Raw genomic sequence first — 21,472 nt, 5'->3', positions numbered from 1 at the left:
CCTGATCTCATGCGCTATCCGCGACTGGCCCTGTACGGGGCGGCCGTGGCGCTTGTCTGGAGCACGTCGGCCCTGGCGCTGGATGCCAGGGTGACGGGCATCGACGGGAAGCCGGCCGACAACATTCGCCACTACCTGGCGTCCATGACTGCCGGCGACTACAGCCGGGATCGCCTGACCCACGACATCCAGCAGCGTGCCGCCAAGGCGCTCAAGGCCTATGGCTACTATTCACCGTCCTTTCAGGTGACCCTGGAAGGCAAGCCCGACGTGGAGCGCGCCCGCATCGAGGTTTCCCCGGGCAAGCCGGTGATCATCCAGCATCTCGAGGTGTCGATCGCGGGGGAGGCCAGAGACGACAAGGCCTTCACCCAGGCGCTCGAGGCATTTCCGCTGCACGAAGGCGGTCCGTTGCGCCATGCTCCCTACGAGGGATTGCGCAGCCAATTATCGACGCTGGCGCTGCAGCGGGGCTATTTCGATGCCACCTTCACGCGCCATCGCATCGAGGTGCGGCCCTGGCAGCACAGTGCCCGCATCTACCTGACCTTCGACAGCGGGCCTCGCTACCGTTTCGGCGACATCCGCTTCAGCGGCAGCCAGATCGACCAGGAACGGCTGATCAACCTGCTGCCCTTTGCCACCGGCGAGCCGTACCTGGCGGACAGCCTGGCCGAATACAATCAGCGCCTGGGGCAGACGGGGTGGTTTCGCAGCATCGGCGTGCGCCCGCAGATCGAGCGGACCCAGCCCGTGGCGCTGGCCCATCGCGGCTGGTGGGAGGCCGTGGACCACCGGTCGGCCGACGGCGAGGCCGCGGCGTCCGGCAGGACGCCGCTGCTGGCGGCCGACGCCATCGTCGCGGCGCGTGGCGTGGGCACCGAGGGGCCACCGCGGGTGCCGGTCGATGTCAACGTGATTCCGGCCGATCGCCATCAGTTCGAGATCGGGATCGGCTACGCGACTGACGTCGGGCCTCGCACGCAGTTCTCCTGGAAGCAGCCCTGGATCAACGCCGACGGCGACAGCCTCGATCACTCGCTTTACCTGTCGGCTCCCGAGCAGACCTTCAGCGGCACCTACACCATGCCGCTGGAGGATCCGCGGCGTGACAGCTACGAGCTGCAGTACGGCCTGAAGAACCAGGACAACGAGGACACCCGCAGCCTGGAGGCGTCCGTGGAGCTGGCGCGGCGCTGGACCTTCGACAACGACTGGACCCAGCGGGTCTTCGTGCATGCCACCTACGAGGACTTCCGCCAGGCCAACCAGAAGGACCAGGTGCTGCTCTACTACCCCGGGGTGAGCTGGAGCCGCACGCGGACCCGCAACCCGCGCTTCCCCACCTGGGGCGACCGGCAGCGGTTGTCGCTGGCGGCATCCGACACCGCCTGGGGGTCGGATGCCAGCTTCCTGCGCGCGACCCTGGATTCGCAGTGGATCCGCTCGCTGGGCAGCGACTATCGCTTCATCGGACGCACCAGCCTGGGCGCCATGACCACCCCGGACTTCGACAAGATTCCGCCGTCGCTGCGCTTCTTCACCGGCGGTGACCGCAGCGTGCGGGGCTATGCCTACGAGAGCCTGGCGCCGACCAACGCCGACGGCGAGCTGGTGGGGGGGCAGCAGCTGTTCGTGGCCAGCGTCGAGGCGCAGCGTCGCTTGACCGGCAACTGGTGGGGCGCCGCCTTCGTCGATACCGGCAATGCCTTCGACACCTGGTGGCCGCAGGATCTCGCCACCGGGGCGGGGCTGGGGATCCGCTGGGTGTCCCCGGTCGGGCCGATTCGCCTGGATATCGCTCACCCCTTCGATGACAAGGAGTCTTCGTGGCGTCTGCACTTCGCCATCGGGCCCGAGTTCTGACGGGCCTGCTGCGTCTGCTGGTCTGGTTGCCGATGTGGTTGCTGGGGCTGCTCTTCCTGCTGCTGGGCCTGGTGCTGTCGCCCTGGGGCACGGCATGGCTGCTCGAGCAGGGGCAGCAGCGCCACTGGCTGAGCTACGATGCCGTCGCCGGCGCGCCGCTGGACGACTTCACCCTGCGTGGCCTGCACCTGGCGGCCGGCCCGGCGGACATCGCCATCGAGCGCCTGCACCTGGCCTGGGCCGATGACTGCCTGCTGAAAGGGCAGCTGTGTCTCGACAGCCTGCAGGTCGAGGGCGCCGACATCCGGCTCAAGCCCGGCGATGCCCCGCCGGCGGCTTCATCGTCCGGGTCGGGCGGCCTGCCGCCGGTCGTGGTGCCGTTTCCCGTCGAGGTGCGCGAGCTGGCGCTGGATGACGTCGCCCTGCAACTGGCCGACGGGACACGCCTGAGCTGGCAGCATCTTCGTACCGGGGCACGCCTCGACCGGCAGGCCCTGACCCTGCAACCCACCGAGCTGGCCGGGGCGCGCCTGCGCCTGCCCAACGCGGCCGACACCACGGTGACGCCGGCCGGCACACAAGGCGGTGGGGCATTGTCCCCGGTGGCCGTCGAGACGAGTCGGGCGCTGCAGGCATCCCGGGCCGAGGCGTCACCGTCCGCGTCAGGCGACAAGGCGATCGAGACGCCGGTGGCGGCGGTGTCCGGCGACACCGGCAATGAGGCTGCCAACGACACGTCCGATGCTGTTGCCAGCGGCTCGCCCGCCAGCGCCGAGCAACCCCAGCCGCGCAAACTGCCGGATATCCGGCTGCCGTTGCCGATCCGCATTCCGGAATTGGTCGTTCGGGATTTTCGCCTGGAAGGGGCCGAGCCGCGGCGCATCGATCGCCTGTCACTCAGCCTGGAAGGCCAGGCGCATCGGGTGACCCTCAAGCACCTGACGGTGAAGGCCCCGCCGGCCGACGCCGAGTTGACGGCTCAGGTCCGGCTGCAGGGCGACTATCCGCTGAGCGCGCACCTGACGGGCATGCTGCATCAGGCGCCGCTGGCCGGGCAGCGCATCGACCTTCAGGCACGGGGCTCGCTGAGCGCCCTGAAGGCGACACTGACCGCCGACGGCCCGGTCTCGGCCCGTCTCGAGGCCGCCGCCAACGTGCTGGCGCCCGAGCTGCCCTTCGATGCCACCCTGACGGCGGCGTCGCTGGCCTGGCCACTGCCGGATGCCGCCGCGGACAAGAACCCGCCGCCGCAGTATCGAGTGCGTGATCTGACCCTCAAGGCCGCGGGGCAGCTCAGTGACTACCGGGTGGCACTCCAGGGCCAGGTGTCCGGCCGCGACCTGCCGGACACCGTCCAGGTCGGCTTGACCGGCCATGGCGACAGCGAGCGGTTCAACTGGCTGCCGCTGTCGCTGGCCGCCAACGGCGGCTCGCTGGTCAGTCGGGGCGAGGTGCGCTGGTCGCCGGCGCTGGATGTGACGGCCCGGCTCGATCTGAGTCGCTTCAACCCGGGGCTGCTGACTCCGGCGGTCGAGGGCTCCCTGAACGGCCAGGCGCAGGCACACTTCGCCATGGCGGACGGGGGGTGGTCCCTGACGGTGCCGAAGCTGGCCGTGGACGGCAGCCTGCAGCAGCGTCCCTTGTCGCTCCAGGCCGTACTGCAGGGCGACAGCGGGATGCACTGGCGCATCGACACCCTGGATCTGCGCCAGGGCCGGAATCGCCTGACTGCCGAGGGCACCGTCGGCGATACCCTGAACCTGCGCGGCCGGCTGGAGGCGCCGGCGCTGGATACGCTCCTGCCGACCCTGGGCGGGCAGGCCCAGGGGAAGCTGTCGCTGGCCGGCACGCTGAAGAAGCCCCGGGTCGACGTGACGCTGACCGGCAACAGCCTGCGCTTCGCCGACAACCGGGTCGCCGACCTGACGCTGGACGCTCGGGTGAGCGGGGTCGAGGATCCCGACATGGACGTGACGCTTCAGGCCGCCGAGATTCGGGCGGCCGGTCAGCGCCTGACCCGGGTAGAGGCCGGTCTGAAGGGGCGGTTGTCCGATCACCGCCTGACGGTGAGCGTGGATGCCGCCCCGGGCATGCCGATGTCCCGCCTGCGTCTGGCGCTCACCGGTGGACTGAATGCCGCCCGCGATGCCTATCGTGGCCAGCTGGCGGCCTTGAACCTCGATACCGACCAGGCGAGTCTGCAGCTCGCCGAGGCGACGCCGCTGAACATCGACCTGAAGGCTCCGAAGGTGCAACTGCAGCCGTTCTGTCTGGAGCGCCGGGAAGGCGGCCGGCTGTGTGCCACACGCCCCGTGGAGGCCGGCGCCAGTGACGGGCGAGTGGCGCTGTCCCTGCAGGCCCTGCCGCTGGATCTCGCCAATGCGGCCCTGCCGGATGGCTGGGCGACCGGCGGCCAGCTGGATGGCACGCTGGGACTCGACTGGTCACAGGGCGGGCAGCAGTGGAAGGCCGATGCGGACCTGAAGGGGCGAGTGAGCCTGGACGGGCAGAACGCCTATGGCCAGCCCTGGTCCCTGCCCGCCACGAACCTGGCCCTGTCGCTGTCGGCGACGCCGGCGGCCGCCGATGTGACCCTCGAGGCCAACGTGGGGGAGGCCGGGCGGCTCGATCTGCAGACCCGCATCACCGATCCGGCCGGCGAGGCCACGCTTTCCGGACAGCTGGCGCTGGACGGCTGGCGGCTGTCGCCCTACCAGCCGCTGGTCACCAGCCTGCAGACGCTCGAGGGGCGTCTCGACGGGAATCTGGCACTGTCGGGAGCGCTGGCCAACCCCTCGCTGGACGGGCAGCTGACCCTCGCGGACCTGAAGGCCGGCGGGCGTGACCTGCCGCTGAGCGTGACGGACGGGCGGGTCACTGTCAGCGTCGCCGGCCACTCGGCCGACCTGAACGGCTTCGTGGCGGGCGATCGGGGACGCCTGACGCTGACCGGTCAGCTGGGCTGGCCGAGCCTGGATCAGTGGCGTGCCGATGTCGCGCTGAGCGCCGTGAAGGCACCGCTGCGGCTGGCGATGCCGGAGTTCGGGCGGCTGGATGTCGCGCCGGACCTGCGGATCCAGGCGACCCCGCAGCGCCTGCAGGTGCGAGGCGATGTCACCGTCCCCTGGGCGCGCCTGGAGGTCGGAAAGATTCCGCCCTCGGCGGTATCGCCGAGCAGCGACGAGGTGATCATCACCCGTGAGGACGAGGCGCGGGCCCGGGAGCAGGCGCGCCAGGCCGCGCGGCAGGCAACCGATGCCGCCAGCGAGGCGACCGCCCAGGCGCTGTCCCGGGTCGGCATGCAGCTGGATGTCAGCGTGAATCTGCACATCGGCCCGGATGTGAAGCTCGAGGCCTACGGGCTCACGGCCTCGCTGCGCGGCGACCTGCAGGTCCGCCAGGGCAACGGGCCGGTACAGCTGTTCGGTGACGTCAACCTGCTCGACGGGCGCTACAGTGCCTTCGGCCAGGACCTGGTGATACGCCAGGGCAAGGTGCTGTTCAGCGGTCCGGCCTCGGAGCCGCGCCTGCAGTTCGAGGCGATCCGCAACCCTGACACCACCCAGGACGGCGTCATCGCCGGGCTGCGGGTCACCGGCCCGGCCGCCCAGCCCGATCTGCGGGTGTTCTCGGAGCCGGCGATGGCGGAGAGCCGGGCGCTATCCTACCTGCTGCGGGGGCGGGCGCCCGAGGATACCGGCGGCGGCGACGGGGCGCTGACCTCGGCGCTGATCGGCCTGTCGCTGTCGCGTACCGGTGGTGCCATCGGGCAGCTGGGGCAGGCGTTCGGCGTGCAGGACCTGAGTGTCGATACCTCCGGCAGCGGTGCCGACAGCCAGGTGGTGGTCAGCGGCTATCTGTTCGACGGTCTGCAGGTCAGTTATGGTGTGGGCATCTTTTCGCCGATCGCCGAGCTGACCCTGCGCTACCAGCTGTGGCAGAACCTGTATGTGGAGGCGGTTTCCGGCGCGGCTCAGGCGGTCGACCTGATCTACTCCTTCAGTCTCGGGCGCAGCAGCGCTTCGCCTTGAGGCCGCTGCCGCAGGGGCAGGGGGCATTGCGGCCGGTGTCGAGCCGCTGCCAGGTTGCGTCGCCGTCCACGTAGAGCCAGTGCGCCAGGGAGGCGTCGAAACGAAAGCGGCTGGTTTCGCTCAGGGTGAAGAAGTGCCCCGACTCCCGACCGGTGGCGGTGAAGCGGACCTCGCCCCGGTCGCCCTCGGCATGGCTGCGCGCCACGTCGAGGCGGCACCAGCGGGGGCCGGGCTCGCGCAGTGTTTCCAGCGCCGGCCGGTGGACGGGGTCCCATGTCGCATGCAGGAAATCGGCGTCGCCCGTGACGAAGCCGCAGAAGCGGGCACGCATCAGGGCTTCCGGATGGCCGGCCCGGCGTGCATCGTCGAGTACCGGGGCGCAGCAGTCGCCGAACGGGTGCCGGCTTCCGCAGGGGCAGGCCGAAGAACGAGCAACATTCGATAGCAAGAGAGACAGACTCCATGTGGATCAGTGACAAACAGCGCATGCCGGCGCCCGATGAGGCGCTGCCCGGACGCGACGAGCCGCTCTCGATCAGCGGCGTGCATTACGTCAATGGCCGCTCGATGCTACCGCCTTTTCCGGAAGGGCTCGAGGAGATCGTGCTGGGCCTGGGGTGTTTCTGGGGAGCGGAACGCCTGTTCTGGGAACTGCCCGGTGTGCATGTTACGGCGGCGGGTTACGCCGGTGGCTATACGCCCAACCCGACCTACGAGGAAACCTGTACGGGCCGGACCGGGCATGCGGAAGTGGTGCGCGTGGTCTTCGATCCCACCGAGATCGGCCTGCCCGAGCTGCTGCAGGTATTCTGGGAAGCCCACGACCCGACCCAGGGGATGCGCCAGGGCAATGACGTGGGCAGCCAGTATCGCTCAGCTATTTATACCGTTATCTCTTCTCAAAAAAACATCGTTCAAGATAGCTACAAGCGGTATCAAGCCGCATTGGAAGAAGCACGTATGGCTCCAATTACGACAGAAATTGCACCGTTGAGCCGTTTTTATTACGCCGAGGAATACCACCAGCAATATCTGGCCAAGAACCCGGGGGGCTATTGTGGGCTCAAGGGGACGGGAGTCAGCTGTCCGATTGGCTGATGCGCAGCACGTCAGCCGTCGACTGCGACACCCCGGTCCAGACGGTCAGCTGACGCGCCACCCGACGTGACAGCCAGCCGGCCAGGCGGTGCTGGCGAGTCTCGAGAAAGCCCACATGCCCGCCATGCCGGGCAATCTCGACACGTACGGCGTCACTGGGGGCCGGCAGGCGTTCGAACAGGTCCGATGGCATGAAGGGGTCATCGGCGGCGTGCAGCACCAGCAGCGGCAGTTCGACCTCGCCCAGCAACGTCCCGGCCGACGCCCGGCGATAGTAATCGCTGGCCGAGCTGAAGCCATGCAGCGGGGCGGTAACCTCGTTGTCGTAGGCCCAGAAGGTATCCAGCTGACGCAGCCGACCTGCCGTCATGCCCGGCAGCAGGCCGGCGGCCATCTTGAGCATGACCTTGCGTTTCAGCGCACCCAGCAGGTGGCGCTGGTAGATCCGTGAAAAGCCGCGGTTGAGGGCATCGGCACTGGCGGCCAGGTCGAGCGGGGCACTGATGGCGATGGCGCCGGCGAGATCGAGGCCATCGCCGCCTTGCTCGGCCACCAGCTTGACCAGCATGTTGCCGCCCAGGGAGACACCGGCCGCGATCTTGATGGCCTGCGGGTAGCGCCTGGCCAGCTGGCCGATCACCCAGTAGGCATCCGCCGTGTCGCCGCTGTGGTAGGCCCTGGCCAGGCGATTGGGCGCCTGGCCGCAGCCGCGAAAGTGCATCAACACCGCGCGGTAGCCGAGCCGGCTGGCGGTGGCAAGTAGGTCGCGGGCATAGGGCGAGTCGAAGGATCCCTCGAGGCCGTGGAACAGCAGGAATAGCGGAGCGTCCGGTCGGGCCGGTGCCGGTTGCACCCAGGCCAGTTCCACGAAATCGCCATCGGGCAGGTCGACGATTTCGGTCTCCCGCTCGACGCGGGTCAGGGGCCGCAAGCGGGGCAGCAGGGTCTGCACGTGGCGGTTGCGCAGCCCCGGGGCGGCCACGAAGTCGGCCAGTACGATATTGCGTGGCATGAGGCTCTCGACAGACGGCTTCCTTTCCAGCATATCCTGCCAGTGCAGGCTGGCAAGCGCTGGCCGTTCACGTCTCGCGCGTCAGGTTGTCGGCGCCCGTCTCGGTCACGGCCACGTTGTCCTCGATGCGGATGCCGCCATGCTCGTAGAGGCTGGCGACCGCGTCCCAGGCGATGTCGCACCCGGCGGATGTATCGCGCAATGGCTCCAGCAGCATCGGGATGCCATACAGGCCGGGTTCCACGGTCACCACCATTCCGGTCTCCAGTGTTCGGGTCAGCCGCAGGGCCGGGTCCTGGCGGGGCGGCGGCAGATAGCGTCCCTTCGCATCACGGCGTCCGCCGACATCGTGCACCTGCAACCCCAGGGAGTGCCCCAGCCCGTGAGGGCAGAAGGCGCGGGTCATGCCGCGCTCGACGGCGGCAGCAGCACTGCAGCATACCAGTCCCTGGTCGACGAGCAGCTCGCCGAGCTGCTGGTGCATGCGCCGATGCAGGTCCGGAAAGGCGACCCCGGGGGCGATCGCGTCGATCAGGGATTGCTGCAACTGCGTGACCGCCTCGATCAGCGCCGCGAAGCGCGGGTCGGCATCACGGCCGGCCCAGGTGCGGGTGATATCGGCGCAGTAACCGGCGTCGCGTCGCCCGGCATCCACCAGCAGGCTGAGCTGTCGCGCCGGCGGCTCGAGATCGTAATGCTGGTAATGGAGGACGCCACCGTGCGCGTTGAGGCCGACGATGTTCTGATAGGGCACGTCGGACTCGCGCTGGCGACTGGCGGCCAGATAGGCGAGCTGGATATCCAGTTCGGCACCGCCCGCCTCGAAGGCATCCCGGGCCGCCCGGTGTCCGGCCAGCGCCAGCCGGTTGGCATCGCGCAGGCGGTCGATCTCGTAGGCACTCTTGCGCAGACGCAGTTCATCGAGGGCGGCGAGCAGGGCGGGCGGATTGAGTTCGGCGCCGAGTTCGCGGGCCAGCGAGGGCTCCACCTCGCCGAGCAGGGCGACCCGTCCGCCGCCGGTGGCCGGCGGCCCCGTCTCGGGCGTCGGTTCGATGGCAAAGCGGTGTGTCCAGGCCGCCGTGGGCGGCTCGGGGGCGAGATGCCAGAAGTCCTTTGGCGCATGAAAGCGCAGGAGAGGCGCGTCACCGGGGCGTATCCGCAGCCAGCTGTGCTGGATGCCGGGCAGCGGCACCCAGTGCAGGAAGTGGCCGAAGGGCGCGAAGCTGGCCTGCTGGTCGTCGGCGAAGAAGGTGTGCGCCTGGCCGCTGTACAGCAGCACGGCGTCATAGCCGTGGCTGGCCAGGATGTCGGCGTAGGCGTGCTCGAGGGCGTCGAGATGGACCGCGTGCCGGGTGTTACGAACTGAGGCTCGGGTCATGTCGGGTCTCCTGTAACTGGTGCCAGAGGGCATCGAGGCCGGGGTGCAGGTTCTGGCGGCTGCGGAAGAGGCGAATGGTCAGCGCCACGTCCCAGCGCTCGTCGCCGGCGCGGACCAGCTCGCCGCTTTCCAGCGAGCGGCGGGCGGCGCGCCAGGGAAGCCAGCCGAGACCGTAGCCCAGGGTGACCAGTTCCTTGATGTTGGCGGTTTGCACGTTTTCGTTGAGCGTGACCAGGTGAGCGGCCTGGGAAAGCCGGGTCAGACGAGCTTCGATCACTCGCTGGATCAGCCCCCGCGGGTGATAGGCGATGCACGGCAGCGGGTGGCGACGCTGGCCCGGCAGGGCGAAGCGGGGCCGGCCGGTCTCGTCGGGCGCACAGACGGGCACCAGGGTTTCCGTGCCGATTTCCAGGGACTCGTGGTTCGTGAGATCGATGTCCAGCGCCACCCGCTCGCGGGGCCAGTAGCAGAGCGCCAGGTCGCACTCGTCGCGCTCCAGGGCCTGGAAGTAGTCGGCCAGCAGCCAGCTGGTGGCCCGCAGGTAGGGCTCCACGCGTCGGGTCAGGTCATGACGCGCCAGCCATTCGGGCAGCACGTAGGAAAGCAGGCTCTGGGGCGCGGCCACGACGATGCGGCGCGCCTGGTCGTCGGCGATCTGCTGGATGCGCTCGCGCGACAGGCGCACCCGTTCGGTGACCTGTTCGCACAGGCGCAGGAACTCCTCGCCGGCCGGCGTCAGCGACAGCGGCAGCGTCTGGCGATTGACCAGAGTGGTGCCCATCTCTTCCTCGAGCAGCTTGATCCGGCGCGAGAAGGTCGGCTGAGTGACGTTCTGCGTTTCGGCGGCCCGCGAAAAGTGACGGGTATGCGCCAGCGCGATGAAGTCCTCCAACCAGCGAATCTCCATCCAGTACCTCGTCTACCGGTGGGCTTCGGGCCTCGGCGGCGTCGTCGACCGGGCCGACGCCATCCCCGGGTATCGGGGTGGCATCGGCATTGTGGCATGCGCGGTGCGTCGTGCCATCACCGTGGCGTCAGAGGCGCCCCTCCTCGACACCGTGACAGGCGACCCGGGTGCCTTCGGCCGCGATGAGTTCGGGGACCTCGCGACGGCAACGGTCGTTGGCATGCGGACAGCGGCCGTGGAAGACACAGCCTGAAGGGAGATTGACCGGCGTGGGGACTTCACCCTCGAGGCGGATGTAGTCCGGACGATCGTCCTCGAGACGCGGAATCGCCGACAGCAGGGCCTGGGTATAGGGGTGGCGGGGCGTCGAGAACAGGGTGTGCGTCTCGGCAACCTCGCAGACCCGCCCCAGGTACATCACCACCACCCGCGTGCCGAAATGCTCGACCACCGCCAGGTCGTGGGTGATGAACAAGTAGGTGAGATGATGGGTTTCCTGGGCGTCCATCAGCAGGTTGAGCACCTGAGCCTGGATCGACACGTCGAGCGCCGAGATCGGTTCGTCGGCGACGATGAACTCGGGATCGACGGCCAGGGCGCGGGCGATGGCGATCCGCTGACGCTGGCCGCCGGAGAACTCGTGGCCGAAGCGCTTGCCCCATTCGGGATCGATGCCCACCGAGTCCATGACCTCGGCGACCTTGTCGCGAACCTGCGGCGTCTTCCAGTCCGGATGGTGGAAGCGCAGCGGCTCCTCGAGTGTCTGCTGGATGGTCATGCGCGGGTTCAGTGACGCATAGGGGTTCTGGAAGATCATCTGCATGCGCCGTCGATAGGGCAGCAACTGGCGCGGCGAGAGGTGGTCGATGCGCTCGCCGTCGTAGCGGATCTCGCCGCCGCTGGGACGCAGCAGTCCCATCACCATGCGCGCCACCGTCGACTTGCCGCAGCCGGATTCCCCCACCACGCACAGCGATTCGCCACGCCTGACGTCGATGTCGACGCCGTTGATGGCGTGCACGAACTCCTGACGGCGAACCAGCCTGCCGCCCTTGAAGCGCAGTTGCTCGAGGAAGTCGCCGGACAGCGGAAAGTGCTTCTCGAGGTTGCGGATCTCGACGAGCGTATCGCCCGCCTGGGCCGAGGCGGCCTGCGGCGCGCTCCTGGCCTTCACCTGAGTCATGGGGCCTCCTGGATTTCGACGGGGTCACGGGCATCCGAGTCGTTCTCGACCAGATCGCGGACCATGTGGCAGGCGACGTCGCAGTTGCCCGAACGAACGAAGCCCGGGATCACTTCCCGGCAGTCGCGCCGCGGCGAACCGTCGTCGTTGAACGCGAAGCTGCAGCGCGGGTGGAAGGCGCAACCGGGCGGGATCTTCGCCAGCGTGGGCATCGCCCCGGGGATCTGGTTGAGCCGGCTGCCCGGCGTGGCCATCTGCGGCAGGGCATTGATCAAGCCCTGGGTGTAGGGATGCTGGGCGTCGTTGATGATCTCGCGGGTCGGCCCCTGCTCGATCACCCGGCCGGCGTACATCACCAGGGTGCGCTGGGTCACCTGGCTGACCACCCCCAGGTCGTGGGTGATCAGCACCAGCGCCACGTTGTGCTTTTCGCACAGCTCGAGCAGCAGCGACATGATCTCCGCCTGGATGGTCACGTCCAGCGCGGTGGTCGGCTCGTCGGCGACGATGATGTCCGGGTCGAGCAGCAGCGCGATGGCGATGATGATGCGCTGACGCATGCCGCCGGAGAGTTCGTGCGGGTACTGGTCGAGGCGCTTTTCCGGCGAGGGAATATGCACCTGGCGCAACTTGTTCAGCGCGATCTCGCGGGCGGCCCGGGTGCGGATGCGCCGGTGCGCCTTGAGACACTCGACCATCTGCTCGCCGATGGTGAGCACCGGATTGAGCGTCATCATCGGGTCCTGGAAGATCATCGAGATCTTGTTGCCGCGGATCTGCTGCAACTGGCGCGGCTTCATGGTGGTCAGCTCGCGATCGTCGAAGCGGATGCTGCCGCCGGCGATGTAGCCCGGCCTGGCGATCAGGTTGAGGATGGTGAAGGCGGCCACCGACTTGCCGGCGCCGGACTCGCCGACGATGCCCAGGCGCTCGCCGCGATCCAGCGTGAAGCTGACGTCGCGCAGCGCCTTGACCTCGCCCTGACGCAGGGCGAAGCGCACGTCCAGATTGGAGACTTCGAGTAATGCCATGACGTCAGCCCTTGTAGAGTCGCGGATTCATCACGTCGCGCAGCCAGTCGCCGAGCAGGTTGATGACCAGCACCAGCACCACCAGCACGGCGCCGGGGATCAGGGTGATCCACCAGGAGCCCGACTGCAGGTAGTCGAAGCCCGACTTGATCAGCGAGCCCAGCGAGGGCTGGGTCTCGGGCATGCCCAGGCCGAGGAACGACAACGCGGCCTCGGAGATGATGGCGTTGGCGATCTGCACGGTGGAGATCACGAAGATCGGCGACAGGGTGTTGGGCAGGATGTGGCGGAACATGATCCGCTTGGCGCGAAAGCCCATCACCCGGGCGGCATCGACGTACTCCTTGCTGCGCTCGGCGAGCACCGAGGCGCGCACGGTACGGGCGTACTGCGGCCATTCGGCGAGGCCGATGATCAGCACCAGAATGATCACCGCATACTCGCTGTAGATGGCCCCGCCGAAGGAGGCCTTGATCACCGCACCGACGATGATCGCCACCATCAGCGTGGAGAACGACAGCTGGATGTCGGCCAGGCGCATCAGGAAGGCATCCACCCGGCCGCCGAGGTAGCCGGCGAGCAACCCGAAGGTGACACCCAGCATGGCCTGGAGGATGACCGCGCCGAAGCCGATGATCAGCGACACGCGGGCGCCATACAGGATCGTCGACAGCAGGTCGCGGCCCTGGGCGTCGGTCCCCAGCACGTAGGTGGGGTCGCTGCCGTCGATCCAGAAGGGCGGCAACTCGGACGCCATGATGTCGATCTGGGCCAGGTCATAGGGGTTCATGGGCGCCAGCCAGGGTGCCAGCACGGCGGCCAGCACCATGGCCACGAAGGTTGCCAGGCAGACCTGGGCCACCAGATCGCGCTTGAAGCTGTAGACCAGGTAGGAGTCGCGGAAGCGGGCCCAGCGCGAGGGGACCGGGGAAGCTTGAGTCGTGGTCGTCATGCGGGTTTACCTGTGAGCTTCACGGTGGGGTTGACGAGACCGTAGATCAGGTCGACGACCGTGTTGGTGATGACGAAAATCAGGCCGACCACCATCAGATAGGTGACGATCAGCGGAATGTCGGAGCGCTGGATGGCGTCGAGGAACATCAGTCCCACGCCCGGCCACTGGAAGACCGTCTCGGTGAGGATGGTGTAAGCGACCAGGGTGCCGATCTGCACGCCGCCGACGGTGATCACCGGCAGCATGGTGTTCTTCAGGGCATGCAGGAAGTAGATGCGGCGCATGCTGATGCCCTTGGCCTTGGCGAACTTGATGTATTCGGACTGCAGGACCTCCATCATCTCGGCGCGGATCAGGCGGATGAACAGCGGCAGCATGATCGAGGCCAGCGAGATCGCCGGCAGCACCAGGTAGGTGAGCCCGTCGAGCGAGGCGAAGTTGGTGTCCCAGGTGCCGAAGACATGCGTCACGTCGCCCCGGCCGTAGGCGGGCATGCCCCCGCTGGTGGACAGCAGGCCGTTGAGCCAGGCGCCCCAGGCGGTATCGGCGGGAAACAGCGAGACATGAATGCCGATGGCGAAGATCTGGATCAGCACGATGGCGGTGAGGAAGACCGGGATGGAAATGCCGACGATCGACACCCCCATGAACAGTCGCGACAGCCAGGCCCGGGGTCGGATGGCGCTGTAGACCCCGATCGGCACCGACAGCAGGATGATCAGCAGGGTGGTCGCGAAGACCAGCTCCAGCGTGGCGGGCAGGTGGCGCATGATCACGTCGGTGGTCGGCTCGTTGTAGAAGTACGAATAGCCGAAGTCGAAGTGCAGGGCGTGTTCGGCGAAGCGCAGGTACTGCACCAGGAAGGGGTCGTTGAGACCCAGCTCCTCGCGCAGCTCGGCGCGCTCGCTCTCGGGCACCGACTGCCCCACCATCTGCTGGATGGGATCGCCCAGGTTGTCCTGGATGGCAAAGCTGACCACGCTGATGACGAACATCACCAGCAGGGCGTGAAAGAGTCGCTTGATCAGAAAGGCAATCATGGATTGCGGCCCTGTTGGATACGAAAGCCCCCGTCGACACCCTCACGAGGGTGTCGAGACGCTTTTCATGGCTTGGAAACGGGTGACCGGCGACGGCGCTCACATCACGCCGCCGCCACTGTGGTGCGTCAGTCCTGCTCGACGACCACGTCACCCAGGTAGGGGAAGTTCATGACATTGAGCACCGGCTTGATCTGCACCTCGTTCTTGGCGGCCCAGGCCAGATCCTGCCAGTGCAGCGGAATGAAGGCGGCATCGTCGTAGAGCCCCTTTTCCACGGCCTGCAGCATCTTGGCGCGCTTGTCGCGATCGGTCTCGAGGTTGGCCTTCTCGACCAGCTTGTCGAGTTCCGGGTTGCAGTAGTTGCCGCTGTTGTACTGGCCGGCTCCGGTATCCGGGTCGGGGCACTCGGTCAGGTACTGGTAGAAGTTGGCCGAGTCCTCGGTGTCGGCGTGCCAGCCGATCATCATGATATCCGCGGCGCGATCGTCGAACTCGCCCCAGTACTGGGCCTTGGGCAGGGTCTTGAGATCGACCTTGATGTTGATCCGCGCCAGCATGGCCGCCACCGCCTGGGCGATCTGGGCATCGTTCACGTAGCGGTTGTTGGGCGCCATCATGGTGATGCTGAAGCCGTCTTCGTAGCCGGCGTCCTTCATCAGCTGCTTGGCCTTCTCGAGGTCGTAGCGCGGCTCGAGATTCGGGTTGTGGCCCGAGTAGCCCTTGGGCGAGAGCTGGGCGGCCGGGGTGGCGAAGCCCTTCATCAGGCGGTCGGCGATCGCCTCCTGGTTGACGGCGTAGGCGATGGCCTGCCTGACCCGTGCGTCCTTGAAGGCCTCGACACGCTTCTCGTTCATCTGCAGGGTGATGATCCGCGTGCCGGACATGGTGACCAGCTTGACGTTCTTGTCGGCGCGCACGCGCTCCAGGTCGTTGGGCGGCACCGGGGCGATGAAGTCGACGTCACCGGAGAGCAGGGCGGCCACGCGGGTGGCATTCTCGCTGATCGGCGTCATGACGATATGGTCGACGTTGCCCGGGGAGTCCTTGTCCCAGTAGTCATCGAAACGCTCGAACTCGACCTTCACCCCCTGCTGACGGGCGGTGACCCGGTACGGCCCCGTGCCGGACTCGTGCCGCGAGGCGAAGGAGTTGCCGTTCTTGACGATCTCGCCCTTGTCCTTGCCGGCTTCCGTGGTGCCGGAGTAGAACTCGCTGTCCATCGGGAAGATGTAGGTCGCGAGGTTGAGCAGCAGCGGGTAGGGGCGCTTGGTATGAATGTCGACGGTGTGGTCGTCGACGGCCTCGGCGCTTTCGATGGGCTCGAAGATGGCCTTGAAGTCGGGGCTGCGCTTGAGGCGCTCCACCGTCCAGACGACATCCTTGGCGGTGAAGGGGTTGCCGCTGTGGAACTTGACGCCCTGGCGAAGATGCAGGCGCATGGTGGTGTCGTCGACCTGCTCCCAGTCCGTGGCCAGGCGCGGTTCAAAGGTGAAGTCCTGGGTCCAGCGGACCAGCGGATCGAAGACCAGGTGGGAAAGTTGCAGGATGCCGCCGGACAACTGCTCGTGGATGTCCAGGGACACCGGATCGGCGTCGTAGGCGACACGCAGGGTGACGTCCTTACCGTCTCCGTTGACGTCCTGGGCGAGGGCGGCCATCGGCAGCGTCAGCGAGGCACCGACCAGGGTGGCAAGCAGCGTTTTCTTGAATGTCATGTGTTAACCCATGCATGGCTGATTGTTCGTTGTTTGACCCTTGGGTCCATCATCCAACATAGGGAGACCGGGAGCGGGGCACAATCGAAAAACTGACAGGTCTCATGCGCCCGGCGTATATGCGCGGTCGTCTCGGCGCAGGAAAGAGGCGGAAAAACCGGGGCAGGGCTGGCACGAGAACGGGCCGTCGCGGCAGGCACGACAGCCAGGATGGTGGCGTCAGACGGCCGGGAAGGCTCAGTCGTCGGAGGGCAGGGGATCGACGCGATCGACCCGGTAGAGTTGCGAGACCTGATCGAGCCCCTCGACGGTGCAGTCGAGGTCGGTGACGCGGCCATCGTTCAGGCCATAGACCCAGCCGTGGACAGCCAGCGGCTGCTTGCGCAGCCAGGCACGCTGGATGATCTTGGTCTGGCAGAGATTGGCGACCTGGGCCTTGACGTTCAGCTCACACATGCGGTCGACCTGCTCCTCGAGCGGCAGGTCCTGCAGGGCCTCGCGATGCTGGCTGTAGAGGGCCCGGATCGGGTGCAGCCAGTAGTCGACGATGCCGAACTCGCCCCCGGTGATCGAGGCCTTGACCCCACCGCAGCCGTAGTGGCCGACGATCAGGATGTGCTTGACCTTGAGCACGTCGACGGCGAACTGCACCACCGACAGGGCATTCATGTCGCTGTGATTGAGGACATTGCCGACATTGCGGTGGACGAAGACCTCGCCGGGCGGCAGATCGATGATCTGGTTGGCGGGCACGCGACTGTCGGAGCAGCCGATCCACAGATAGTCCGGGTTCTGCTGTTGTGACAGGCGGGTGAAGAAGTCCGGATCCTGCCGACTGACCGTCTCGGCCCAGTCACGGTTGCGTTCCAGCAGGCGTTTCATTTCGTTTTTCATGTCGAGGACTCCTTAATGGTCAGACCGCACGGCGGATAGCATTCTTTATCAATGGCATAGAAAGGGTCAATGGAGCGGGTCTCCCGAGCGGCCGGCACGGCTGTTATCATCGCCCCATTGCAGACAGGAGAGACATCAACGTGGCTGAATTCGATTACGACCTGTTCGTCATCGGGGCCGGGTCCGGCGGGGTGCGTGCAGCGCGCACGGCCGCGGCCACCGGGGCTCGCGTCGCCATCGCCGAGGACCGCTATCTGGGCGGGACCTGCGTGAATGTCGGGTGCGTACCCAAGAAGCTGTATTCCTACGCGGCGCATTATCACGATGCCTTCGAGGAAAGCGCCGGTTTCGGCTGGCAGCTGTCTGAGGCGCCGCGTTTCGAATGGGCGACCCTGCGTGACAACAAGATCGCCGAGATCAAGCGGCTCAACGGCATCTACGCTCGCCTGCTCGACAACGCCGGGGTGCGACTGATCAATGGTCGCGCCCAAGTGGTCGGCGAGCACGCCGTCGAGGTCAACGGCGAGACCCATACCGCCGAGAAGATCCTGGTGGCCGTGGGCGGCTGGCCGTGGATCCCCGATTTCCCCGGCAACGAGCATGTCCTCGATTCCAACCGTGTCTTCGATCTCGAGGAATTCCCCAGGCGTTTTCTGGTGCTGGGCGGCGGTTACATCGCCGTCGAGTTCGCCAGTATCTTCAATGGCCTGGGCAGCGACACCCACCTGGTCTATCGCGGCGAGCTGTTCCTGCGCGGCTTCGACCACGAGGTCCGCGAGTTCACCCGCGACGAGATGGCCAAGAAGGGCGTCGATCTGCATTTCGAGACCACCATCGAGGCGATCGAGAAGCAGGCCGACGGGCTGGCCGTGACCCTGACCAACGGCGAGACGCTGGTCGTCGATGCCGTGCTGTCGGCGACCGGGCGCCGGCCGCACCTGGCCGGGCTGGGCCTGGATGCCTTCGATATCGCGCTCAACCCGGATGGCACCATCAAGGTCAACGAGCGCTACGAGACCTCCGTTCCCTCGATTCTCGCCCTGGGGGACGTCACCGGCGGCCCGGAGCTGACGCCGGTGGCGCTCGCCGAGGCGATGCACATGGTGCAGCACCACTTCACGGCCGAGCCGCCGGGGCCGCTCGATTACCGCAACATCGCCACGGCGGTGTTCTGTCATCCCAACATCGGCACCGTGGGACTCAGCGAGGAAGCCGCGCGCGCCGAGTGCGGCGAGATTCGCGTCTATACCGCCGACTTCCGTCCCATGAAGCACACGCTGTCGGGCAGCGAGGAGCGTTGCCTGATGAAGCTGGTGGTGGATGATGCCAGCGACCGCGTGGTCGGGGCGCACATGGTCGGCGAGGAAGCCGGCGAAGTGATCCAGGGCATCGCCATCGCCGTGCGCGCCGGGTTGAGCAAGACCGATTTCGACGCCACCGTGGGGATCCACCCTACCGGGGCCGAGGAGTTCGTCACCATGCGCACGCCGAGCCGGCGCTGATCGCAACCCGCCGTTTCCCGCTACATGAAGCCGCCCCCGAGGCGGCTTCGTCGTTTTCTGCATCCCGAGTTAGCACGGCTTCGCGTCGCCGCCTAAACTCAATGACGAGACGAGAGTGGTCGATTGTCGGAAGCCGGCCATCAGTTGGAAAGACAGTAGCGTCGCGTTCGGCGGCTGTTTCGCTGCAAGCGCACATAACCAGTCTTTATGGACTATGCGTAAAGCAATAACCGTTTCTTTGATTTATTCATAAACGCCTGTTAAGGTTGAAAACAAATTCGCAACGGCGAACCGTTCCATGACCATGACAACGCAATCCTTCACGCCTTCGGCGGACCTGGCCAAGCCCAGTGTCGCGGATGCCGTGGTCGGCAGTCAGCAGACGCCGCTCTTCATCCGCAAGCCGACGACCGATGATGGCTGGGGCATCTACGAACTGGTCAAGTCCTGCCCGCCGCTGGATGTCAACTCCGCCTATGCCTATCTGCTGCTGGCCACGCAGTTTCGTGACAGCTGTGCCGTGGCCACGGACGAGGAGGGCGAGATCGTCGGCTTCGTCTCCGGCTATCCCAAGCGCAACTCGCCGGAAACCTACTTTCTCTGGCAGGTGGCCGTCGGTGAGAAGGCGCGTGGCACCGGCCTGGCGCGGCGCCTGGTGGAAGCCGTGATGCGTCGCCCGGAAATGGCCCACGTACGCCACCTGGAAACCACCATCACGCCCGACAACCAGGCATCCTGGGGGCTCTTCAAGCGCCTGGCCGATCGCTGGCAGGCGCCCCTCAACAGCCGGGAATATTTCTCCACCGATCAACTGGGTGGCGAGCACGATCCCGAGAACCTGGTGCGCATCGGTCCCTTCGACCCCGAGCGTATCTGAGCCAGGCGGCGACGCCTGTTTCCTGCCGTCATATTGCGTCGCCGTATGTCGTTATTCACGTTTTCTTGTTACCGACCTGGAGGTCGTCAATGCAGACGCAGATTCTTGAACGCATGGAATCCGAGGTCCGGACCTATTCGCGTTCCTTTCCCGTCGTTTTCACCAAGGCACAGAACGCTCGCCTGACCGATGAAGACGGTCGCGAGTACATCGACTTTCTGGCCGGTGCCGGCACGCTGAACTACGGGCACAACAACCCGCACATCAAGCAGGCGCTGCTCGACTATCTGTCCAGCGATGGCATCGTCCACGGCCTGGACTTCTGGACCGCCGCCAAGCGCGATTATCTGGAAACCCTCGAGAACGTGATCCTCAAGCCGCGCGGTCTCGACTACAAGGTGCACCTGCCGGGGCCGACCGGCACCAACGCGGTCGAGGCGGCGATCCGCCTGGCGCGTGTGGCCAAGGGGCGGCACAACATCGTCACCTTCACCAACGGCTTCCACGGCGTCACCATGGGGGCTCTGGCCACCACCGGCAACCGCAAGTTCCGCGAGGCGACCGGCGGCATTCCCACCCAGGGCGCGGCCTTCATGCCGTACGATGGCTACATGGGTGAAGGCAACGACACCCTGAGCTACTTCGAGAAGCTGCTCGGCGACAATTCCAGCGGCCTGGATCGCCCGGCGGCGGTGATCGTCGAGACCGTGCAGGGCGAAGGCGGCATCAACGTGGCCGGCCTCGACTGGCTCAAGCGTCTCGAGCAGATCTGCCGCGATCATGACATCCTGCTGATCATCGACGACATCCAGGCGGGCTGCGGGCGCACCGGCAAGTTCTTCAGCTTCGAGCATGCCGGCATCACGCCGGATATCATCACCAACTCGAAGTCGCTGTCCGCCTACGGGCTGCCGTTCGCCCATGTGCTGATGCGCCCCGAGCTCGACAAGTGGAAGCCGGGCCAGTACAACGGCACCTTCCGCGGCTTCAACCTGGCCTTCACCACGGCTGCCGCGGCGATGCGCCAGTACTGGAGCGACGACAAGTTCGAGCGTGACGTGCAGCGCAAGGGTCGGGTGGTCGAGGACCGTTTCCAGAAGATCGCCGCCTGGCTGACCGAACAGGGCGTGCCGGCCTCCGAGCGGGGTCGCGGCCTGATGCGCGGCATCGATGTCGGTACCGGCGACATCGCCGACAAGATCACCGCCAAGGCCTTCGAGAACGGCCTGGTCATCGAGACCAGCGGTCAGGACGGCGAAGTGGTCAAGTGCCTGTGTCCGCTGACGATTTCCGACGAGGATCTGATCGAGGGGCTGGATATCCTCGAGGCCAGCGCCAAGCAGGCCATCGGCTGAACCCTGGGCCTGACGGCCGGGAATCCCGGGCGGCCCTCGCCGGGCCGTCCTGTCAATCGCTTGTCACAAGGGACACCATCATGATCGTTCGCAATCTCGAAGAAGCCCGCAAGACGGATCGCCTGGTCACCGCGGCCAACGGCAACTGGGACAGCACGCGCCTGAGCCTGGCCGACGACGGCGGCAAGTGCTCGTTCCACATCACGCGGATCTTTGCCAACACCGAGACCCATATCCACTACAAGCATCACTTCGAGGCGGTCTACTGCATCGAGGGCAAGGGTGAGGTGGAAACCCTGGCCGACGGCAAGATCTGGCCGATCGGGCCGGGTGATATCTACATTCTCGACCAGCATGACGATCATCTGCTGCGCGCCTCGGAAACCCTGGTGCTGGCCTGTGTCTTCACGCCGGGCCTGACCGGCAAGGAAGATCACCGCGAGGACGGCTCCTACGCACCGTCGGAAGAGCTCTGAGCCGACGCCCCGGCAAGACCGCTGTCACGACGCCCCCGCTTACCCGCGGGGGCGTTTTCGTTGCTGCGGCCCGTACGGACCGCCATGACCACAGCGTGGTTGATAGCCCGATACTGATTGGCAATGCCTCGACAGGGTTTCTACAGTCA

At 66.7% G+C, this 21,472-nt stretch carries 17 protein-coding genes; 7 read left to right on the top strand and 10 right to left on the bottom strand.

Annotated elements, in window-relative coordinates; all coding sequences use genetic code 11:
• Positions 1-9: 9 nt before the first annotated feature.
• Complete coding sequence (locus G7A98_RS06435; RefSeq protein ID WP_163648664.1) at positions 10-1,866, top strand: autotransporter assembly complex family protein; 1,857 nt, start codon at positions 10-12, stop codon at positions 1,864-1,866.
• A complete protein-coding gene (locus G7A98_RS06430; RefSeq protein ID WP_240464688.1) occupies positions 1,830-5,897 on the top strand; it encodes a translocation/assembly module TamB domain-containing protein in 4,068 nt (1,355 codons plus the stop codon). The genes G7A98_RS06435 and G7A98_RS06430 overlap by 37 nt, the downstream gene beginning before the upstream one ends.
• Here G7A98_RS06430 and G7A98_RS06425 read toward each other — a convergent pair.
• Positions 5,866-6,228: a YchJ family metal-binding protein gene (locus G7A98_RS06425; RefSeq protein ID WP_240464687.1), complete on the bottom strand. Its 363-nt coding sequence runs from the start codon at positions 6,226-6,228 to the stop codon at positions 5,866-5,868. The genes G7A98_RS06430 and G7A98_RS06425 overlap by 32 nt on opposite strands.
• A 131-nt stretch (positions 6,229-6,359) precedes the next feature.
• Between G7A98_RS06425 and msrA the strand changes: the two genes are divergently transcribed.
• On the top strand, positions 6,360-6,995 hold the full coding sequence (gene msrA / locus G7A98_RS06420) for a peptide-methionine (S)-S-oxide reductase MsrA (RefSeq protein WP_163648662.1): 636 nt from the start codon (positions 6,360-6,362) through the stop codon (positions 6,993-6,995).
• Here the strand turns inward: msrA and G7A98_RS06415 are convergent.
• From G7A98_RS06415 to can, 9 genes are all read right to left on the bottom strand, one after another.
• On the bottom strand, positions 6,976-8,007 hold the full coding sequence (locus tag G7A98_RS06415) for a hydrolase (protein WP_163648661.1): 1,032 nt from the start codon (positions 8,005-8,007) through the stop codon (positions 6,976-6,978). The genes msrA and G7A98_RS06415 overlap by 20 nt on opposite strands.
• Before the next feature lie 67 nt (positions 8,008-8,074).
• Complete coding sequence (gene pepQ, locus G7A98_RS06410; protein ID WP_163648660.1) at positions 8,075-9,385, bottom strand: Xaa-Pro dipeptidase; 1,311 nt, start codon at positions 9,383-9,385, stop codon at positions 8,075-8,077.
• Positions 9,363-10,292 carry a LysR family transcriptional regulator gene (locus tag G7A98_RS06405; RefSeq protein WP_163648659.1) on the bottom strand — a complete coding sequence of 310 codons (930 nt, stop codon included), beginning with the start codon at positions 10,290-10,292 and terminating at the stop codon, positions 9,363-9,365. Before G7A98_RS06405 ends, pepQ begins: the two co-directional genes overlap by 23 nt.
• 127 nt (positions 10,293-10,419) lie before the next feature.
• The gene (locus G7A98_RS06400) at positions 10,420-11,475 is read right to left on the bottom strand and encodes an oligopeptide/dipeptide ABC transporter ATP-binding protein (RefSeq protein ID WP_163648658.1); all 1,056 of its coding nucleotides are present in this window, start codon (positions 11,473-11,475) and stop codon (positions 10,420-10,422) included.
• Entirely contained in the window at positions 11,472-12,506 is a 1,035-nt protein-coding gene (locus tag G7A98_RS06395; protein WP_163648657.1) for an ABC transporter ATP-binding protein, read from the bottom strand. Before G7A98_RS06395 ends, G7A98_RS06400 begins: the two co-directional genes overlap by 4 nt.
• 4 nt (positions 12,507-12,510) lie before the next feature.
• Positions 12,511-13,458 (bottom strand): ABC transporter permease, encoded by a 948-nt coding sequence (locus tag G7A98_RS06390; protein ID WP_163648656.1) that lies wholly within the window; start codon positions 13,456-13,458, stop codon positions 12,511-12,513.
• A complete protein-coding gene (locus G7A98_RS06385; RefSeq protein ID WP_163648655.1) occupies positions 13,455-14,501 on the bottom strand; it encodes an ABC transporter permease in 1,047 nt (348 codons plus the stop codon). The genes G7A98_RS06390 and G7A98_RS06385 overlap by 4 nt, the downstream gene beginning before the upstream one ends.
• A gap of 128 nt (positions 14,502-14,629) precedes the next feature.
• The gene (locus tag G7A98_RS06380; protein WP_163648654.1) at positions 14,630-16,219 is read right to left on the bottom strand and encodes an ABC transporter substrate-binding protein; all 1,590 of its coding nucleotides are present in this window, start codon (positions 16,217-16,219) and stop codon (positions 14,630-14,632) included.
• A 237-nt stretch (positions 16,220-16,456) separates the two neighbouring features.
• Positions 16,457-17,113: a carbonate dehydratase gene (gene can, locus G7A98_RS06375; protein ID WP_163648653.1), complete on the bottom strand. Its 657-nt coding sequence runs from the start codon at positions 17,111-17,113 to the stop codon at positions 16,457-16,459.
• Between the two features lie 140 nt (positions 17,114-17,253).
• Here can and gorA point away from each other — a divergent pair, with 140 nt between their 5' ends.
• From gorA to G7A98_RS06355, 4 genes are all read left to right on the top strand, one after another.
• The gene (gene gorA / locus G7A98_RS06370; protein WP_163648652.1) at positions 17,254-18,615 is read left to right on the top strand and encodes a glutathione-disulfide reductase; all 1,362 of its coding nucleotides are present in this window, start codon (positions 17,254-17,256) and stop codon (positions 18,613-18,615) included.
• A 298-nt stretch (positions 18,616-18,913) separates the two neighbouring features.
• Complete coding sequence (gene ectA / locus G7A98_RS06365) at positions 18,914-19,492, top strand: diaminobutyrate acetyltransferase (protein WP_163648651.1); 579 nt, start codon at positions 18,914-18,916, stop codon at positions 19,490-19,492.
• 89 nt (positions 19,493-19,581) lie between these two features.
• Positions 19,582-20,847, top strand: a complete 1,266-nt coding sequence (ectB, locus tag G7A98_RS06360; RefSeq protein ID WP_163648650.1) for a diaminobutyrate--2-oxoglutarate transaminase — start codon at positions 19,582-19,584, stop codon at positions 20,845-20,847.
• 80 nt (positions 20,848-20,927) lie between these two features.
• Positions 20,928-21,323: an ectoine synthase gene (locus tag G7A98_RS06355; protein WP_163648649.1), complete on the top strand. Its 396-nt coding sequence runs from the start codon at positions 20,928-20,930 to the stop codon at positions 21,321-21,323.
• The last annotated feature ends 149 nt before the right edge of the window (positions 21,324-21,472 follow it).

Source organism: Modicisalibacter sp. 'Wilcox', assembly GCF_010993675.1.
Classification (GTDB): Bacteria; Pseudomonadota; Gammaproteobacteria; order Pseudomonadales; family Halomonadaceae; genus Modicisalibacter; species Modicisalibacter tunisiensis.
The sequence above is the reverse complement of the archived record's forward strand: the minus strand, read 5'-3'. Positions and strand labels throughout refer to the sequence as shown.

What these genes read in the sequence shown, in the direction of transcription:
- can (WP_163648653.1), bottom strand. Translation starts at nt 17,113, where the DNA reads ATGAAAAACGAAATGAAACGCCTGCTGGAACGCAACCGTGACTGGGCC.
- G7A98_RS06415 (WP_163648661.1), bottom strand. Translation starts at nt 8,007, where the DNA reads ATGCCACGCAATATCGTACTGGCCGACTTCGTGGCCGCCCCGGGGCTG.
- G7A98_RS06385 (WP_163648655.1), bottom strand. Translation starts at nt 14,501, where the DNA reads ATGATTGCCTTTCTGATCAAGCGACTCTTTCACGCCCTGCTGGTGATG.
- ectB (WP_163648650.1), top strand. Translation starts at nt 19,582, where the DNA reads ATGCAGACGCAGATTCTTGAACGCATGGAATCCGAGGTCCGGACCTAT.
- G7A98_RS06395 (WP_163648657.1), bottom strand. Translation starts at nt 12,506, where the DNA reads ATGGCATTACTCGAAGTCTCCAATCTGGACGTGCGCTTCGCCCTGCGT.
- G7A98_RS06425 (WP_240464687.1), bottom strand. Translation starts at nt 6,228, where the DNA reads ATGCGTGCCCGCTTCTGCGGCTTCGTCACGGGCGACGCCGATTTCCTG.
- G7A98_RS06435 (WP_163648664.1), top strand. Translation starts at nt 10, where the DNA reads ATGCGCTATCCGCGACTGGCCCTGTACGGGGCGGCCGTGGCGCTTGTC.
- G7A98_RS06355 (WP_163648649.1), top strand. Translation starts at nt 20,928, where the DNA reads ATGATCGTTCGCAATCTCGAAGAAGCCCGCAAGACGGATCGCCTGGTC.
- G7A98_RS06380 (WP_163648654.1), bottom strand. Translation starts at nt 16,219, where the DNA reads ATGACATTCAAGAAAACGCTGCTTGCCACCCTGGTCGGTGCCTCGCTG.
- msrA (WP_163648662.1), top strand. Translation starts at nt 6,360, where the DNA reads ATGTGGATCAGTGACAAACAGCGCATGCCGGCGCCCGATGAGGCGCTG.
- ectA (WP_163648651.1), top strand. Translation starts at nt 18,914, where the DNA reads ATGACCATGACAACGCAATCCTTCACGCCTTCGGCGGACCTGGCCAAG.
- G7A98_RS06390 (WP_163648656.1), bottom strand. Translation starts at nt 13,458, where the DNA reads ATGACGACCACGACTCAAGCTTCCCCGGTCCCCTCGCGCTGGGCCCGC.
- G7A98_RS06405 (WP_163648659.1), bottom strand. Translation starts at nt 10,292, where the DNA reads ATGGAGATTCGCTGGTTGGAGGACTTCATCGCGCTGGCGCATACCCGT.
- pepQ (WP_163648660.1), bottom strand. Translation starts at nt 9,385, where the DNA reads ATGACCCGAGCCTCAGTTCGTAACACCCGGCACGCGGTCCATCTCGAC.
- G7A98_RS06400 (WP_163648658.1), bottom strand. Translation starts at nt 11,475, where the DNA reads ATGACTCAGGTGAAGGCCAGGAGCGCGCCGCAGGCCGCCTCGGCCCAG.